The sequence below is a fragment of the Thalassotalea profundi genome, from assembly GCF_014653195.1.
GTDB classification, from domain to species: domain Bacteria; phylum Pseudomonadota; class Gammaproteobacteria; order Enterobacterales; family Alteromonadaceae; genus Thalassotalea_B; species Thalassotalea_B profundi.
Window position 1 is genome coordinate 1 of the sequence record NZ_BNAH01000001.1, and the last position, 18,580, is coordinate 18,580.

Annotated in this window: 14 protein-coding genes; 8 read left to right on the forward strand and 6 right to left on the reverse strand. The window is 34.5% G+C overall.

What is annotated here, in order from left to right:
• Positions 1-65 precede the first annotated feature (65 nt).
• Positions 66-1,349: a sensor domain-containing diguanylate cyclase gene (locus IE155_RS00005; RefSeq protein WP_189376424.1), complete on the forward strand. Its 1,284-nt coding sequence runs from the start codon at positions 66-68 to the stop codon at positions 1,347-1,349.
• Positions 1,350-1,459: 110 nt separating this feature from the next.
• On the opposite strand, the gene IE155_RS00010 is transcribed toward IE155_RS00005, so the two are convergent.
• The 4 genes from IE155_RS00010 to IE155_RS00025 form a co-directional block, all read right to left on the reverse strand.
• Positions 1,460-2,707, reverse strand: a complete 1,248-nt coding sequence (locus tag IE155_RS00010) for a glutamate-5-semialdehyde dehydrogenase (protein ID WP_189376047.1) — start codon at positions 2,705-2,707, stop codon at positions 1,460-1,462.
• On the reverse strand, positions 2,704-3,810 hold the full coding sequence (gene proB, locus IE155_RS00015; protein ID WP_189376048.1) for a glutamate 5-kinase: 1,107 nt from the start codon (positions 3,808-3,810) through the stop codon (positions 2,704-2,706). Before proB ends, IE155_RS00010 begins: the two co-directional genes overlap by 4 nt.
• A 28-nt stretch (positions 3,811-3,838) precedes the next feature.
• Entirely contained in the window at positions 3,839-5,335 is a 1,497-nt protein-coding gene (gene putP / locus IE155_RS00020; protein ID WP_189376049.1) for a sodium/proline symporter PutP, read from the reverse strand.
• Positions 5,336-5,747: 412 nt separating this feature from the next.
• Entirely contained in the window at positions 5,748-7,931 is a 2,184-nt protein-coding gene (locus IE155_RS00025) for an OsmC domain/YcaO domain-containing protein (protein WP_189376050.1), read from the reverse strand.
• A gap of 312 nt (positions 7,932-8,243) precedes the next feature.
• Here IE155_RS00025 and IE155_RS00030 point away from each other — a divergent pair, with 312 nt between their 5' ends.
• Positions 8,244-9,128 carry a discoidin domain-containing protein gene (locus IE155_RS00030; RefSeq protein ID WP_189376051.1) on the forward strand — a complete coding sequence of 295 codons (885 nt, stop codon included), beginning with the start codon at positions 8,244-8,246 and terminating at the stop codon, positions 9,126-9,128.
• Positions 9,129-9,268: 140 nt separating this feature from the next.
• On the opposite strand, the gene IE155_RS00035 is transcribed toward IE155_RS00030, so the two are convergent.
• Positions 9,269-9,871: an MlaC/ttg2D family ABC transporter substrate-binding protein gene (locus tag IE155_RS00035; protein ID WP_189376052.1), complete on the reverse strand. Its 603-nt coding sequence runs from the start codon at positions 9,869-9,871 to the stop codon at positions 9,269-9,271.
• A gap of 116 nt (positions 9,872-9,987) precedes the next feature.
• The gene (locus IE155_RS00040; protein WP_189376053.1) at positions 9,988-10,578 is read right to left on the reverse strand and encodes a TetR/AcrR family transcriptional regulator; all 591 of its coding nucleotides are present in this window, start codon (positions 10,576-10,578) and stop codon (positions 9,988-9,990) included.
• A gap of 489 nt (positions 10,579-11,067) precedes the next feature.
• Between IE155_RS00040 and IE155_RS00045 the strand changes: the two genes are divergently transcribed.
• The 6 genes from IE155_RS00045 to IE155_RS00070 all read left to right on the forward strand — a co-directional run bounded on the left by IE155_RS00045 (position 11,068) and on the right by IE155_RS00070 (position 18,280).
• On the forward strand, positions 11,068-12,318 hold the full coding sequence (locus IE155_RS00045; RefSeq protein ID WP_189376054.1) for an HlyD family secretion protein: 1,251 nt from the start codon (positions 11,068-11,070) through the stop codon (positions 12,316-12,318).
• Positions 12,315-12,986, forward strand: a complete 672-nt coding sequence (locus tag IE155_RS00050) for an ABC transporter ATP-binding protein (RefSeq protein ID WP_189376055.1) — start codon at positions 12,315-12,317, stop codon at positions 12,984-12,986. The genes IE155_RS00045 and IE155_RS00050 overlap by 4 nt, the downstream gene beginning before the upstream one ends.
• A 15-nt stretch (positions 12,987-13,001) precedes the next feature.
• Positions 13,002-15,380, forward strand: a complete 2,379-nt coding sequence (locus tag IE155_RS00055; protein WP_189376056.1) for an ADOP family protein — start codon at positions 13,002-13,004, stop codon at positions 15,378-15,380.
• 9 nt (positions 15,381-15,389) lie between these two features.
• A complete protein-coding gene (locus tag IE155_RS00060) occupies positions 15,390-15,842 on the forward strand; it encodes a hypothetical protein (protein WP_189376057.1) in 453 nt (150 codons plus the stop codon).
• Between the two features lie 483 nt (positions 15,843-16,325).
• Entirely contained in the window at positions 16,326-17,444 is a 1,119-nt protein-coding gene (locus tag IE155_RS00065; protein ID WP_229816905.1) for a sensor histidine kinase, read from the forward strand.
• A gap of 8 nt (positions 17,445-17,452) precedes the next feature.
• Positions 17,453-18,280 (forward strand): LytR/AlgR family response regulator transcription factor, encoded by an 828-nt coding sequence (locus IE155_RS00070; protein WP_189376058.1) that lies wholly within the window; start codon positions 17,453-17,455, stop codon positions 18,278-18,280.
• Positions 18,281-18,580: the final 300 nt, after the last annotated feature.

Below are 18,580 nucleotides of genomic sequence, written 5' to 3' on the forward strand. Positions count from 1 at the left end.
TCTTGTCATTTTGTCACCTAAATTATCTATGAGGCGATCATATCAGCCTCTAATTAAGTGGCCAAATTCGTTATACCACTACAGAAGAACTATTACTTAAAGTAAAAACACTTGAAGAATTATTAAATAGCTTAGGTAGCTATATATTCACTAAAAATGTAGATGGTTGTTATACCTTTGTAAATAATGCGGTCGTTGAAGTATTTGGAGTGCCTACAGAAGACATAATAGGTAAGGATGATAGTCACTTCTTTGATTTGGATATATCTGAGCAGCTAAAGATCAATGACCAAAAAATATTAAACGAAAACACATTAATTTCTTCAGAAGAAGAAAACTTTATTAAATCTACTGGTGAACTAACGACATTCCATACTGTTAAGAAAAGCTTAGTAAGTGATGATGGGAAAATTGTTGGAATGTGCGGTATTTCGACAGATATCACTAAACAAAAGAAATTAGAAAACTTAGTAAAAGAACAAAATAAATTGTTAGATGCAGTCCTTAATAATGTTGATGCATACATTTATATGAAAGATGAACAGCGACATTTTCGCTATGTTAATGATAAAACAGCAAAAATGTTTGGTAAGCCAGTTGAAAAAATTATTGGAAAGCTTGATGCCGACGTTATTGGTCATGAATTAGCAGATCACTTTTGGAAATCAGATAAGCAAGTTTTTGAAACGAATGAAAAACAAGTGTTTGAAGAAATTGCGCATGATGATGACGGGAAAATTCAGCATTATCTTAGTACTAAAATGCCATATCAACTTGATGAAAACTCACAAGTATTAATTGGTTTTTCAACTGATGTAACCGAATTGTATCAGCTTAAAGAGGAATTTAAAAAACAAGCTAATACTGATGCACTAACGGGTTTATATAACCGTAGATACTTTTTTAATCATGCTGAAAAAGAGTTTAGTCGAGCTAAACGTCACGGATTAAACATGGGGGTTATCTCTATTGATATTGATTTCTTCAAAAATATAAACGATAAATATGGCCATCCTGTTGGTGATAAAGTGTTGATTGAAATAAGTAAAAATATCCTTTTAAGTATTCGTCAAGAAGATATTCTTGCTAGGGTTGGTGGTGAGGAGTTTGCCGTTATTCTACCTGAAAGCACTTTGGAAGAAGCCAAAAAAGTCGCGCAGCGAATATCCATTACTGAAAATACATTTTTAATGAATGCACAAAATAAAGAATATGTTGATATAAAGCTTAGTATAGGTTTAGTATCGAAAAGAATAGAAGACGAAAGCTTTGATGAGCTTTTTATACGTGCTGATAATGCTTTATATCAAGCGAAAAAGCAGGGGAGAAATAGGGTGTATATTGCTTGATAACTGCAATTGTCGCCAACAGTTGTCTTATTAATATATTTAAAAAAGGGTAATAACAAATTCATGTTATTACCCTTTTAAATAACTTAAGAAAGATTATTGTTTGCAAATTAGCTTCGCACGTGACCATCGCCTGAAACTAAAAACTTTTCTGTGGTTAATGATTCTAATCCCATAGGTCCATAAGCATGTAATTTAGTGGTCGCAATACCAATTTCAGCGCCTAAACCAAGTTGGCTACCATCTGAAAAACGTGAAGAAGCATTTACCATAACCACAGAAGCATCAACACAGCGCTGGAATAATTGTGCACGTTCAGTGTTTTCAGTACAGATAACTTCGGTATGATTACTACCAAATTGATGAATATGATCAAATGCTTGTTCCATGCTATCCACTACTTTAACAGCAATTTCTAGATCTAAATATTCCTGACCAAACTCGTTATCTGCAAGTAAATGAGCGTCTTCAAAATAAGATAAACTTCTAGAACAGGCATTTATTTTAACGTTGTGTGGAGCAAGAGCTTTAGCAGCTAGAGGTAAAAAGTCGTTAATAACATCTTTGTGTACAACTAATCCCTCTAAAGCATTACATACGCCGGTTCTCTGCGTTTTACCATTGAGTAGTATCTTTATTGCTTTGTCAAAGTCAGCATATTTATCGACATATAAATGGCAAACGCCTTTAAAATGTTGAATTACAGGTATTTTACTATTATCAGTTACAAAGTTTATTAAGCCTTCTCCGCCACGAGGAATAATGACATCAATATATTTTCGTTGCTCCATTAAATCCATTAATAAACTACGATCAGCATTAGGAATTACACTGATAAGTGCTTCTGGTAGGTCATTATCTTTGAGAATCTTTTGTAAAACACTCGCAATTGCTTTACTTGAATAGAGCGCTTCTTTTCCACCTCGTAAAATAATGGCATTACCTGATTTAAAACATAGGGCTCCAGCATCAGCGGTAACATTAGGTCTTGCTTCATAAATCATACATACAACGCCAAGCGGCATACGCATTTTACTAATTTTTAAGCCGTTGGCTTGCTCGCCAATTTCACGTAATTTACCCACAGGATCAGGTAAGCTCGCGATAACTTCTATGCCTTCAGCCATATCATCAATACGATCTTGAGTTAGTAATAAACGGTCAAGCATCGCTGAAGGTAAATTATTTTCTTTGGCTTGCGCCATGTCATTTTTATTAGCCTCGAGAATATTGGCGCTGTTATTTCTTAATGCACTCGCCATTGCTAATAATATTTGATTTTTTCTATCTTCCGTTAAGTTTATCAATGTTCTAGCAGCTTGTGCTGCTTGTTTAGATATTTCCGTAATTAAACTCATGCGTCTCCTAAAACAGCTATATTTTCTTTTGAAATAATTGAATTATTTTGAGGTAAAACTTGTTTGTTACTCCATTTATCATCTTGCTCTTGAGCAATATAATTGAGCAAACAGCTACTAAAATTTGTTTTGGCTTTCGCTATTTTAGTACCATCTTCAGTTGTCACTAATATAGTGTCGCCCACTGAAAACTCACCTTTAACTTCTAATATGTTATCACTGGTTAAGATCTCTTCATCGCCTGTGAATGCATATTCTTCATCATCAATAATCACCTCACCACGTTCTCGAACCGTATGTGTTCTCCAATGCACTGCAGGGCTCATTGGTTCAGGGTTTGATAAGAAGTGAGTGCCGGGGTTATTCCCTGCTAATAATTGGTTGAATGATTCAACTTTAAAACCATTAATAATCAGAGTATCTATACCATGTGCAGTTGACTTTTCTGCGGCTTCAATTTTTGTTTGCATACCACCCGTACCCATTGAGCTTACGGCTCCTCCAGCCATTGCATAAATAGCAGGCGTAATATCAGAGACTTTTTCTAATAATTTAGCGTCAGCATGGCTATGTGGGTTTTTATCAAATAAACCATCAACGTCTGTACACATAATCAACATGTCAGCATCGATAGAGGCGGCAGCCATAGCGGCTAAATTGTCGTTGTCGCCAACTTTTAATTCTTCTGAGGTCACTGTGTCATTTTCATTAATAACAGGCAGCACATCGTGAGCGAGTAACTCTTCGATTGTTTCTTTTATGCTTACATAACGTTCGCGATTACATAAGTCGGCATGGGTTAATAATATTTGTGCTAATGGCATATCAAGCAACTTAGACCATGTTGCCATCATATCGTTTTGGCCAGTTGCTGCCATTGCTTTTTTCATCGCCTTTGAAGGTGATTTTTCACTATTAAACCATTGGCGACCTGCTGCAACAGAACCAGAAGAAACTAATATGACTTGCTGACCTTGTTGGCGACAACGTTGAATAAAGTAGGCAATATTACGCAAATACTTTGTACTACAGCCTTTATTTCCTGGTGCTATTAAGGCGCTACCAATTTTAATAACTATGCGTTTATGTGTCTTTAAATTCATGATTTCTCTTTACTAATTAAGGTTTAGATTAAGATGATCTTTGTATTAATTGATGATTCATTGCTTTAAAAGTATCAGTAATACTTTTCGATGGTGATGTATCCCACAAGCTTACGCCCCAAATAGTAATAGAGCTGATAATAAAGCCGGGTAATATTTCATAAACAACACTACTTAATGTCGAGCCGTCAGCCAGTACAGGTAAATAAATCCACAATAATACAGTCACGGCGCCACTAATAATCCCAGCGATAGCACCTTTGTAGGTGACACGCTCCCATAACAAGCTAAATAAAATTAATGGACCAAATGCGGCACCAAACCCTGCCCAAGCATTACTGACGATATTCAATATACTACTTGATGGATTCATGGCGATCATCGCTGAGATTAATGCAACAACAAACACACATATTCGCCCCACGTTAACTAAACGTTGTTGTGATAATGTCTTTTTACTAAATGTACGGTAAATATCTTCGGTGAGTGAACTTGATGATACGAGTAGCTGCGACGAAATTGTACTCATTACGGCAGCTAAAATTGCAGCAAGTAAAAAGCCACTAATAAGCGGATGGAACAATACATTTGAAAAGAAAATAAATATCGTTTCAGGATCACTTAGCTTCACATTAAACTTATTTACATAAGCGACACCCGTTAAACCCGTTGCAAGCGCGCCAATAATGGTAACAGTCATCCAGCTCATACCTATACGTCTTGCGACCTTAATATTTTTAACTGAATCTATTGCCATAAATCGCACTATGATATGTGGTTGCCCAAAATAACCGAGCCCCCATGCTAAACTAGAGCAGATAGCTAAAATAGTGAGCTCTGCGTAACTTTCACTAATTGAAGGTATTTTTTCCATCGTAAAAGCCAGCATAGATTCTGAACTATCAAAATGATTAAATGCAACGATAGGTACCATGACAAGAGCGATAAACATAATTACGCCTTGGACAAAGTCAGTGAGACTCACCGCGAGAAAACCACCTAATAAGGTATAAGCAACAACCACTAGCATAGTAACCATTACGCCAATTTGGTAATCAACACCAAAGGCTGATTCAAATAATTTACCGCCACCAACTAAACCCGCAGAGGTATAAAGTGTAAAAAATATAATAATGACGACAGCCGACACTAATTTGATTGTGCCATCATTCTTATCAAAACGTTGCGCGAAAAAGTCAGGTAATGTTAAAGCATCATTGGCCACTTCCGTGTATACGCGAAGTCTTGGTGCAACGAGTTTGTAATTAGCCCATGCCCCGAATACTAAGCCAACAGCGACCCATAAAGTATCGAAGCCAGAAATAAACATTGCACCAGGTAATCCCATTAACATCCAACCACTCATGTCTGATGCGCCAGCAGAAAGTGCCGTTACATGAGGACTAACTTTACGACCACCTAGCATGTATCCAGAAAGACTTGATGTTGATTTTTTTGCGGCATAAAGACCTATTCCAAGCATTAGCGCAAAATAAAGCGTTAATGTTAAATATGTATAGTTCATTATTTTCCTGCTTTTTTATTTTGAATAGATTTGACTGTGCTTATTATATAAATTTGTATTGACTTTACATTTGATGCAAACAAACTTTCACCTCTAATAGTTAGACTTCTAATTAATATGATGACAGGTTTAGAGTAAAAGTTCAACAGTTATATAATTAAAGTACTCTATAGCTGTTGATTTTAAAGGGGTTCAATGAAAGTTGTTTTAATTTATTGTATACAATAAATTAGTGTTGTAATGATTGTTTTCATGTTAAAACGATACAATTAATATGATAATGAAGTTTTTTATAGCTGTTTTTGATAATTATAAGTGAGTAAATTTAATCGTTGCTCTCTAAGTATCAGCAACAAAAAAGGCCAATATTTATTGCTAAACATTGGCCTTGGTACGTTATTAATTTAAACAGTTAATTGCTGATTTTATTAGCGCGTGCTTGATGAAGTTTTTTATAACTATCGATCAGTCTTAAATGTTTATCTAGCCCTTCAAGTGCCATATTAGTTTGAGTTAAACCAAAGAATCTAACTTCACCAGTGACTGAGCCAACGACATTTTCCATAGTCTGTTTACCAAACATACGGTTAAAGTTATGTATAAAGTCTTCAATTGCCATATCTTCACTTAAGGTAACTTCAAGTACTGCGTGTATGGCTTGATAAAATAAGCCGCGTTCAACTGTATTATCGTTGTACTGAAGAAATTCGCCGACTAATTCAATTGCATCTTCTAGCGCGCCTAAGGCTAAGCAGATCAGAATTTTTAATTCAAGAATGGTTAATTGACCCCAGACGGTATTTTCATCGAATTCAATACCGATCAGTGTGCGTATATCAATATAGTTATCTAATTGACTGTCTTCTAAACGCTCGAATAAGCCCACTAATTGTTCTTCTGAAAGCGAATGAATATTTAAAATATCTTCGCGGAAATTAAGGGCTTTGTTGGTGTTATCCCAAATCAGATCTTCAACAGGGTACACTTCTGAAAAATCAGGCACTAATATTCGACATGCTATTCCCAGATCTGAAAACTCAGCAATATAAGCTTCTTTACCCAAGTCCTTTAAAATGGCAAATAACTTGTCACATTCTTGTTCATTTGTCCCTGAAAAATCCCATTCACAGAATTCATAATCATGTTTCTCACTAAAGAAGCGCCATGAAATTACACCGGTTGAATCAATAAAATGTTCAACAAAGTTTTCAGGCTCTGCAACGGCCATACTATTAAACGTTGGTTTAGGCACATCGTTTAAGCCTTCAAAGCTTCTACCTTGAAGTAACTCAGTTAAACTGCGCTCAAGTGCTACTTCAAAACTAGGGTGGGCACCAAAAGACGCAAATACACCACCTGTTTTTGGGTTCATTAGGGTCACACACATTACAGGGAATTGCCCGCCTAACGATGCATCTTTAACAACAACAGGAAATCCTTGGTCTTCTAAGCCTTTAATACCAGCTAAAATGTTGGGGTATTGCTCAAGTATGGCTGATGGAACATCAGGTAATACAATTTCTTTTTCAATAATTTGCCTTTTTACAGCGCGCTCAAAAATTTCGGATAAACATTGGACTTTAGCTTCATTGAAATTATTACCGGCGCTCATACCGTTACTTAAAAATAAGTTTTCGATAAGATTAGATGGAAAGTAAACAGTTTTACCATCTGAATGACGAACGTAAGGAATAGAGCAAATACCACGCTCTTTATTTCCTGAATTGGTATCAATTAAATGAGAGCCTTGTAATTCTCCCTCAGGATCATAAATTTCACGACAGTATTCATCTAAAATATCTGCGGGTAGGGCGTCGTCATCTTCTAGTTTGAACCATTTTTCATTGGGATAGTGTACAAAGTCACTATTGGCGATATCTTGCCCTAAAAACTGGTCATTATAAAAAAAGTTACAGTTCAAACGTTCAATAAACTCACCAAGTGCCGAGCATAATGCGCTTTCTTTGGTTGCACCTTTACCATTAGTAAAACACATTGGTGAGGCAGCATCACGAATATGCAAAGACCACACATTAGGCACAATATTACGCCAAGATGAAATCTCAATTTTCATACCTAGATCAGCAAGTAACTGAGTCATGTTGGCAATGGTTTGCTCAAGGGGAAGATCTTTCCCTAAAATATAGGTGCTTTGTGAGTTCTCAGTTGTTGTCATTAACATTGCTTGAGCGTCTTGTTCAAGGCTATCAACTAATTCAACTTTAAACTCGGGGCCTGTTTGTACGACTTTTTTCACCGTACAACGGTCAATCGAACGTCTTATGCCTAAACGATCTTTTTCTGAAATACTTTCAGGCAACTCAACTTGTATTTGAAAAATTTGATTATAACGGTCTTCAGGATCAACAATGTTATTCTGTGATAGTCGAATATTCTCAGTAGGAATATCGCGAGAATTACAGTAAACCTTAACAAAATAAGCGGCGCAAAGTGCTGACGATGCTAAAAAGTAATCGAATGGACCTGGTGCTGAACCATCACCTTTGTAACGAATAGGTTGATCTGCGAGCACCGTAAAATCATCAAACTTAGCTTCAAGTTTGAGATTTTCTAGATAGTTTACTTTGATTTCCATTGCATGGGCCTGAATTGATATATTGTTAATAAGCATATTCTACTATGTTTATATCGAAGTATTTAGTGCTACTCGTCGATATTTTTTAATATTCAAAGAAAAATTCTTTTTCAACTCGATATAACTTCTTTAATACTTAACTAAAAAAACTCTTGTCAAAAAAACAACACCGATTTTTATGTGGAGTTAAAGTTAATTATTTTTATTTATCAAGTGGTTATGTTTTTGTTGGTGTTTTTTTTGTTGAGTTGGTGTTTAGGTATAACTTTTGCACTTCAGTCAATACATTGTACTTCTTCCATGGTAGGATTTATGTTAAAAAAATTATCTAGTATCGCTATATTTATGTCATGTGCTATCTATGCAACAGAGCAATCTGTTGCAGAATACACTGGCAAAGTTTCCAACCTTTATATAGGAAAATCTGAGAGTATTAAGGTAGGAGTTGTTCATGAAGAAGCCAACGAGCTTGAATGTGATTTAAACAATAGCTCAGAGTGGTCGTTATATTTTGAGCAAGGACAGCCATACTCTAAGAATTGGCTTGAAATTCTTAATTTGGTACGCCGTACTCAAGAGACTATTCGAATTGGCTACCTACCTAATAGCAATTCACGATGTTCGATTGAATATTTAGCTTTATTAAAAGGCGACGGTACAGATTCAACTTCAGGCGGGATAGGTGACTACTTAACTCGACATGGTCAATATGGAAATATTGCTTTAATCTATAATAATAATCTTACTGAAAGTAACTATAGTGCTAGTGATCATTCTGGGGGCGATATAGCTGCTGCCGCTTTTGATGGTTATATATGGCAACAACAAATTGATAAAAACCTTGGTTCGTTAATTAATAGAGGAATTTGGGTTGTTGAAAAAGATGCTCAAGATACTGAAAAAGAGTATTGGCTACAAGTCAGATTTGATGATGTTGTAAATGTTACTGGTTTTCGTATCATGGTCAATGAAAAATCAGTGGGATTAGGTCGAAGCCCAAGAAGTATAACAGTATTAACCTCAATAGATGGTGTAGATTTCACCGATAATGGAAGTTATGTTCTTTCCAAAGCGATTGATCAAAGAGCTAACCTTGATTCTATAATTGAGCTGAAATATTTAAGAATTAGAGTTAATTCTAATTATGGTAATTCATACATAGAAATAGATGAATTGGAAGTGTATTCTGATTACTAACTCTAAGCTATTATTAGCGGGCGTATAAGCTACTACCGTTGAAAGGTAAAAAGTTAAAAAAGGTAATATGTATTACCTTTTTAACTTTTATAAGAAGCCTATATTTTACTACAGGCAATAGCGCGAGCATTTTAATAACTTTATTTTGTTACTGAAGAAAGTTCTAACGTTACTTGGTCAATACCGTACTTTGCAATACGGCTATTTAATTCAGCTTGTTTACTTGAAAGTAATGAAATCCCTTCCACTATTAAGTCAAAAGCTTTCCACTCTTGTGCCTTTTGATCATGGCGCATCATAAATACCATGTGAATTTCAGGCTTGTTGGTTTCAATAATAGTTGCGCCAACTGATACAATTTTCTTTGAACCTGTATCTTGTATGGGCTCATAGTTAACTTTCTGGTTTTTATATTGGTTTAGAGCAGTTGCATAAGTTCTTACTAAATAACTACGCATTGAATCAACAAATTTATTACGTTGTTCATCTGAAATTTTTCGTAAGTTAGCCCCTAAAATTTTATAAGCGGCATACCTATAATCAATTACTGGCATTAATTCTTCATCAACAATTTCACGCATTAATTCAGGAAATTTACTTAGCTCATTTTGCTGAGAACTAATCCGAGTAAATAGCTTATCTCCTGTAGTTTCAACAACTTGATATGGTGATACTAGCTCAACTGCATGAGCTAGTGGGAGAAAAACAGTTGAAAAAGCTAGCGCGATAAAGAAGTTTTTCATTTCTAATCCTAAATAAAGCTTACGTGAATATTTTTAATGTGTGTATTCTACATACCGACCAAGCGGTTTGTAAATGATTATTTGTTATTTCATAGATCTATTTTTGACAGGTATGCCTATTGCTTGCGCAAATGGTAGATATATGCACACAGTTCATTAATAACTTGTGAAAATAAGTCTTTGTTTTTAGAGCCTTTACTAAGGTTTGAAGCACCATAAAAGCATGAAATAATAAAATAGGCGACTTGTTGAAAATTAATATCATCACGTAATTGAGATGACACACGAACCAAATTGGTTGCGATTAAGCTATTTAATTGTTGTTGCATATTTAATATACGTAAACGAAAACCTTCATCTATCCCAGACATTTCCTGACAAAGGTTATTTAACGGGCAGCCACATACAATATCTTCACAGCTCAAATTGGTTAGCATTGACTGAAAAAAGTCGACTAAGCTTTCAATAGGATCGTTACCGGATACTGCAGGTTGCCACATCGCAAGAAATTCAGGGGTATAAATCTCTTCAAATACGGCATAACCCAGCTCAAGCTTATTGGTAAAGTGATGATATAAAGCACCTTTAGAAATATCACAACGCTTTAAAATGACAGAAAGGCTAGTGGCCGTAAAGCCGTGCTTGCGTATTTCGTCAGCACTTATTTCTAAAATTTTTTGGCGGGTGTGTTCAGAGACTTTTACCACGGTTACCTCTTCGTTAACTATCTTTCTTACTTAACTATCATACCGACTGGTTTGTTTGTTGCCAAGTTTTAGTTATCAATAAAACGCATTAGTAAATTTCTTATTTGGTTGACACCAACTTGAAGTATTGTGTAATGTAATAATGCATTTACATTGGATTGTATCTTAAATAATAAGGAAAATTATGAAAACATTTCAAAACATTTCAAAACATTTCAAAACATTTCAAAACATTTCAAAAAAATAATACTATGCATTACTTTAGCAACAACGGCTAGCTTGGTTTATGCAAATGAAATATGTAGTACAACCACATCATGTCATGAAGGTAATTGTATTACTGTAGAAGTTTGTGTTCCAGGCCCAACACTTCCAGAGTTACCACCAATTGTAATTGACAAGCCTAAGGGAGGAAATTAACGTTAAGTTATTGCTATATATTACATAACAATATTTAAAGTTAATTAGTTAATAAACAGGAAAATGTAAGTGCAACAATATATACAAGAGAAGACTGAATTTTCATTTCTAGTTAAAGCCTCAATTATTACCGCGTTAAGCTTTATTATTAGCATTTTAGTGTATGTAATTGTTATTAAAAATGATGAGATTCCAACGCAATATAGCCAATTAATGTTGGTTGAATCGCATTATAAACCACTAAAAATTAAAGGGATAGGCGCAATAGTACCTAGTAGTAAAACTATTATACCTGCGCCATCGAAAGGAAATATTGTAAGTTTAACCATCAGACCTGGTCAATTGGTTACTAAAGGGCAAGTATTAACAAAAATCAACAATTATGAGCTAGAGCAGCAACTGCAAGAAAGTAAGTATGCTTTAGTGAATTTACGTTCAGAAGTTGCTCTTAAAAAAAGTGATTTGCAAATTAAACAAAATCAACTAGAAGCTGATTTAAACCAAAGAAAAAACTTTAAAAAGAAGCAAAAGTTAGAATTAGATGCTTACAACAAACTAATTAAAAAAGGCATTGTTTCAAAAATAAAATTTGAACAATCTAAAATGGCATACGAACAAATGACCCTTGACGTTGAATCAAGTGAACGGCAGCTAACATGGTTTAACAAAAACCTCTTGCAACAACAAAATGCCTTAAACACTAAAATTACAGCGGCAATGGAGCAATTGGCATTTATTCAAGAACGCAAGAACAGCTTAACCGTGCGGGCGGATAGTTCAGGTATCATTAAAGAGGTTAATATTCATGTTGGGCAAATGGTTGCTCAAGGTCAAAATTTATTTGAAATAATCGACAACACTAAGTTACAAGCTGAAATTCAAATTCCTCAATACTCATCTGCAAATATCGCGCTTTATCAACAAGCTGAAATACTAACACCTAACGGAAAATTTGAAGCTCAAGTTGAACACATTGATAGTGTTATTCGACAAGGGGCTGTTAGTGTGTATTTGTCCTTTATAAATACGCCACCTAATTGGGTGAGGGTAGACCAGTCAATTGAAGCAATCATACAGACAGAAAAAGTAGACGAACGCTTTTTTATTAGAAAGCCTTTACAGTTTGAACAACATGCTGAATGGGCTTTATATGTTGTAGAGAATGATAGTTCAATTACCAAACTCTCAGTTGGTTATTCAGTGGATGAAGATAATTTGTATATCCAGTCAGATAATTTTAAAGGAAAAAAACTATTGCTGGTCCCCGATAGTTTCTCTATAGGCACACATTATGATAAAGAAGAGCTATCAAATTTATGAACGCTAAATTAATTACAGTAAATAATTTATCTTTTCGTTACCCGAAAGCAGAAAATGATACACTGAAAGGAGTAAGCTTTGAGGTAAATAAAGGCGACTATATTGCTATTGTAGGCACTTCGGGTAGTGGGAAAAGCACCTTGTTGTCAATTTTAGGCTTATTAAATAAACCTACCACAGGCAGTTATCAAATATTAGGGACTAATACAACAAAGCTAACCAATAACTCATTATCGTTATTAAAAAATAATGAAATAGGGTTTATCTTTCAAAATTTTAATTTGTTAAGCCAATTAACTGTTTATGACAATGTTGCGTTGCCTTTAACTTATAACCCATTAATTAAACGTGGCGACTATAAAGAAAAAGTTTATAAAGCATTAGCATATGTCAATATGGAAGATTATGGAAAACGGTTACCTGAGCAACTGTCGGGTGGTCAACAACAACGTATCGCTATTGCGAGGGCGCTAGTAAATGAACCTTCATTAATATTGGCCGACGAACCTACAGGTAATTTAGACTCGAGTAATAGCCAGCAAGTGTTTGAATTACTCGGCCGTTTAAATAATGACGGCAATACTATTTGCTTAATTACCCATGACATGGAATATGCAAAAAAAGCTCAGCAACAATGGATAATGTCTGATGGTCAGCTGGTTACATAAGGTTAAAAATATTCAATGGATATGAAGTTAGTTATTGATTTAAGTGTAAGTTGGTTTAAGCAAACCTGTAAAAGTTACCGTTTTTTATTGATTTTAGTCTTATTAGCATTTCCTATCGCTTTACTGATTCACTTTAAGCTAATTCAGCAAAGTTATTTATCGGCGTCATTTTTAGGGTTGAATAATAAAAGTCCAATAGTAAATGCCATGTTATATGATGAGCATAAAGGGCAAGCTTTAGAAGATTATTTGTCTGACGCTATCGTTGATAAATGGCCAGAGTTAACGGTGAGTTATGAACGCACAATATCGTTAAGTACAGACCTACATGGTGACACAAAAACGCAGAATATTAGCTTCTTTTCGGGAGGTTATAGTTTACTTGGCTTAAAGCCAGCTTTTGGGTCATTTAGTCAACTAGAGTTTCCTGTGGCGGGAGCGGAACTAGTTGCTGCAATATCACACACTTATTTTATTAACAACTTTTCATCTCGTGTTGAAGCACTCAATACAAAAATAATTATTAATGGGCAAGCTGTTACTATTGTTGCGGTGATGCCTAAAGCTTTCTCTTCTTTTAGAAAAAATCGCAGTACTCAACTAGTTATGCCTTATAGCCAGTTAGCGCCTATTTTAAACCAGTCACAGTCATCAATATCGCCAGATACAACTAGTTATTTAATTGGGCCGATAAAAAATATTGAAAGACTAGAAAAGAGCATGACGCAATACCTTAAAGATGAAATTTTAATATTAGATGAAAGCTCTCTGATATTAAATAAAGCCATTGGTGTTAACTCAAATGAATACGTAACCGTAAGTAAACGGGTCTCGTTGCTTAGTCTACTTTTCTCTATTTTGTTGATATTTAGTTTTATTGCGTTTATTGCCTTTATTTCAGGAGAAAATAATAAAAAGCAGCAAGAATTTCTAGTACGTTCTTATTGTGGTGCTAGTAGTAAACAATTGCTGTTGCAGCGTTTGATTGATGTTATCTACACCTTGGTCGCCGTGGTTTTTATTTGCGGTATTATTCTGCCTTTAGTCAAAGATTTTATGATTATTTTGCTGCCGCAAATGCAAGGAGTAAAAGTAAGCTGGCAAAGCGAGTTTGTATTGTCAATTATTTGGTGTTTTTTAGGTGGCTTTTTGTTTTTGACAGCGTTGATCTTTTTTTTGCAAGAGAAGTTTATTAAAACACACGTAGGGCGGGGGGAAAGCGCTAGCTTAAGCGTAAAAATGCAAAGTTATTTTTTGCTTTCATGCTTGTTGTCGTTAACCTTAATCGTGCTTTATGTCGCGGTATTATTAGTTAAAAGTCAAATAGCACTTTATAAAACAGACTTAGGGTTTAGCGCAAATAATCGGTTTGTTGCTAGCTTTGACTTCCCAATAACGTCTTCTAAAAAGTTCATGGCAGACCAATCTGCAAAAATATTGATGAGCGAGTTGAATAATGTGCCTGAATTTTTAAATGTTGCATTAACAACAGCGCCCCCATTGTCTGGGCGAGTAAGTTATGAACAATGGCTTACGCCAACGAATAAAAAGGTGGGTGTAGGGGAAGATAGTAACACTAAAGTTAACATTATTTCCCCTCATTATTTTAAAGCATTAAACATTCCAATTAATCAAGGACAAACGCTTTCTTGGCGTAGCCCTTTTGAGGTAGTTGTTAACCAAAAATTATGGGATAGCTATTTTGCTGGTGAATCACTCGCAGGAGCTAAATTAAATAAAGTTTATTCTCCAGGTAATCAAAAGGTAGCGTCTAAAATTGTAGGGGTTGTTGCAAATGAGCTGACTCAAGGGCCCGATTCACCTGCAGAACCTATTGTTTATCAACCAATAATAGTATTAACAGGTCTTGAAAGCATAATAATTGAAACTTCTTTATCTTTAAAACAAATAACAAGCATTATCACCCAAATAATGTCGTCGATTAATACACAGTTTACCAATATAAAAGTTACTTCATTATCGGCATTAATTGAAAAAGAAAATAAACCTCGGGTAGTTTTAATGACGGTTGCATTACTGAGTGCTGTCATTATTTTGATGTCGTCGATGATCTTTTTTTTAGTGACTATTTCGCAATTGTGTGAAAAAAATGCCAGAGAATATGCCGTTCGCTTTTGTGCTGGAGCAAAAACAACAAGTTTAATAATCAATGAGCTAGTGATATTTGTTTTTATGCTATTGCCTACATTGTTAACTTTTTTAGCAGGCTTTTATTATTTTAGTGATTTATTGAGTGCACATTTAGTTCAAGTTGCTTTATTCGATTATGCGGTAATGATTGTATTATTGATGCTTTTTGTTTCAACTTTGATCACGGTATTTTATTTAAACGTTCATAGAAAAGTACGCCAAGCTTGGCGTTATTTATCTTAAGGAAAATATATGCTGATTAAACGATTAACTTTTTTATTTAGTTTGTGTTGTTTCACAAGTGTTTCCCAGGCTAAAAACATTGATATTACTCATAGAGATATAATTAAAACTCACATTCATAATTCTGCGCCACAACTGTTTTTATATAATAAAGAAGGCCAACTAATTCATTACAGTAGTCGATATTTTCCAGCTATAAAAATAGCATTTAATAATAAAAAACATATCAATGGTTATAGCGATCAAACGGAAGATCTACTTAAATTAATAAACGGTGATGAAAAAGATTTTGACCACTATGATTTTACATTGTTCTTTGTAAATATGGATGAAAATATAGGACCTTGTCCGCCATGTAGAAAACAAGAAAAAATTATTGATAAGTTAAAAAGTAAGTTCAAAAAAGTAAAGATTAATTATCACCGAATTAATATTATTCAGGAAACTTATTATATCGATTAATTTGGGGAAGGAAATATCATGAAAACAAAATATATATTTTACATTGCATTTTTTGGTGAAGCTTTTGTTTGAAATTATTTTACTATACAGAAAACATTACCATTTCGCACAAAGAGGGGGGTTGGTGAGTATAGTGCCTTTAGTATTACGGGTAGGGCAAAAGTGGTTATCTATAAATAAAATGGTGTAATGCATGTAAATCGTTAAGACTATATTTAGTGAAAATATAAAAACCTTGATATGAATTTGTTAAATACAACCTATCCTTTCCAGTTTAATTATTACAGGTTAAATAAAATCTGTTGTCTCAGAATAAGCACGCTTCAACTCAAAATTAATATTTTTAGTTACTGGTGATATACATTTATTTTTAAAGGCCACACGCCCTAAGTCTTAAAACAATTAAAAATTTAATTGCGTTGTTATAAGGTATATATTCAATAAAGGGTTTCTTCTTATCAGTGGAACAGAGCTAATTTTTATATGATGAATTTAATGCAACAGTCACGCACAGAAAGCCCGCTTGAAATTGAGCCACAAGCATTTTCAAAACAAAGCCACCAATTTTGGACTTTACAATTCACTGGTTGGCTTGGTTATGCCATTGTGGTTTTTATTGCGATAATTCGCCCTCAATTTGAAGATCCTAACTTTAATTTCTCAGGCCAAATGCTTAATCTTTTTGCGGAAACGTTTAGTGGCTTTGTATTGTCTTATCTTCAATGGCAGTTAATTCGTAGAATTGTACATCTACCACTCAATAAATTATTGTTTCTAAGTTTCAGTGCCGCCGCTTTATTGGGGGTTGCTTATAATATTATTAAGCTAAGCTTATACAAGATAATTGTTTATCATCAGCAGTGGAATGAAGCATGGAATATGTTGGAGTTTGGTGGTTGGTTACTTTTTTCACTCACCACTATGTTTGCTTGGACTTCAATTTTTTTCATTATGTTGTATAACACTAAGCTGCAAAAAGAACATGAAATGTTATTAAGAGCGCAAACCGCCGCGAAAGATGCACAACTACAAATGCTACGTTATCAATTAAATCCACATTTTATGTTTAACACGATGAATGCTATTTCCACCTTGATTTATAAGCATGAAAACGATCGCGCTAATGAAATGCTTGATAAGTTATGTGAGTTTTTCCGTTATTCGCTTGATCAAAATGCTAAAAGTAAAACTACATTACAAAAAGAAATTGAATTATTAGAACTTTATTTATCTATTGAAAAAGTACGTTTTGGTGAGCGCTTAAATATAAACATGAACATTTGTGAGCGCGCGTTAATGGCACAAGTGCCTAGTATGTTTTTACAACCACTGGTAGAAAATGCGATTAAATTTGCAATAGAACCTAAGAAAACTTCGGGTATTATTACTATTTCAGCACAAATAGAAAACGAGAGATTATTAATTAATGTTCATGATGATGGCTATAAAGTAAAAGCCACGATAAGTGATGGTTTCGGTATTGGAATAAGTAATACCAAAGCACGTTTAAATGCTATGTTTAATGGAGACTACCAGATAGATATTTGTGAAAATGCGGAGCAAGGCACAATAGTCACTATATCAATCCCTTTTGATCGATGAGAACGTAAATGACAAAACCATTAACTGCCATAATTGTAGATGATGAACCTCTTGCACTTGAGGGATTAAAGTTACGACTTGAAAAAATTCCAGAGATAAAGGTAATTGCTGAGGCTAGTGATGGCGACCAAGCGATTCAACTTTGCCATGAATATAGTCCTGATATTTTATTTTTAGATCTACGATTGCCTGGTTTAAATGGAATTGAGGTGGTTCAGTCGCTTCAGGCAGATGTAATGCCAATGATTGTCTTTGTGAGTGCTTATGGTGAATATGCATTAGACGCGTTTGAGCTCAATGCCATTGATTATGTATTAAAACCAGCGAATTTAGGCCGATTACAAAAAACCGTCGAGCGCATAATAGAAAGACGAAATACGCAAAGTATTGATACAGAAAAATTTAAGTTATTAAAAGCGCTGGGGGAAACCTCAGGTATTTCGGTATCGGAATTAGAAAACTGGTTGGAAAGCGATCGGCCATTACCTAAAACGGGTTGCCAAGAACTCGTGATAAAAAATAATGATAATGAAAAAGTATTTTTACCGGTAAAAGATATTCGTTGGATTGATGCGGCGGGTGACTATATGTGTGTGCATACGAATGAAGAAACCCATGTTGTACGTATTACCATGAAAAAGCTAGAAAGCCAGTTAGACGAACAAGTATTTAAACGTATTCATAAATCAACATTGGTCAACATAAACTGCATTAAAAGTATTCGCTCGATGCGCAATAGCGAAAGTATTTTAGATTTGGGTGACAATGTGCAGTTAAAAGTTAGTCGAAATTACAGTTCAGCCATTCAAGCTTTAATCGAATCCAAAAGCATTTAGTTTGTCGGTACACCATTCGTCTGGATATTGTTTCGTGTTATCGCATTAATTCATAAAAAATTAATGATGCCGCAACAATAGCGCAAGACACCGCATTTCAATTGTAACACTTTTTTAATTCACACAATATATTGTTGCACTAAATTCACCAATTTAGTGTGGGGGACAGCTTAAACCGTTTTAAAAAATATAATAAGTAAGCTGTTTTACTATCGAGTCAGTTAAATAATGCAATAGATAAAAAATACAACAGCATTAAATAACGGGCAAAAAGTAAAAATCGGGTATTTGGAAAACATT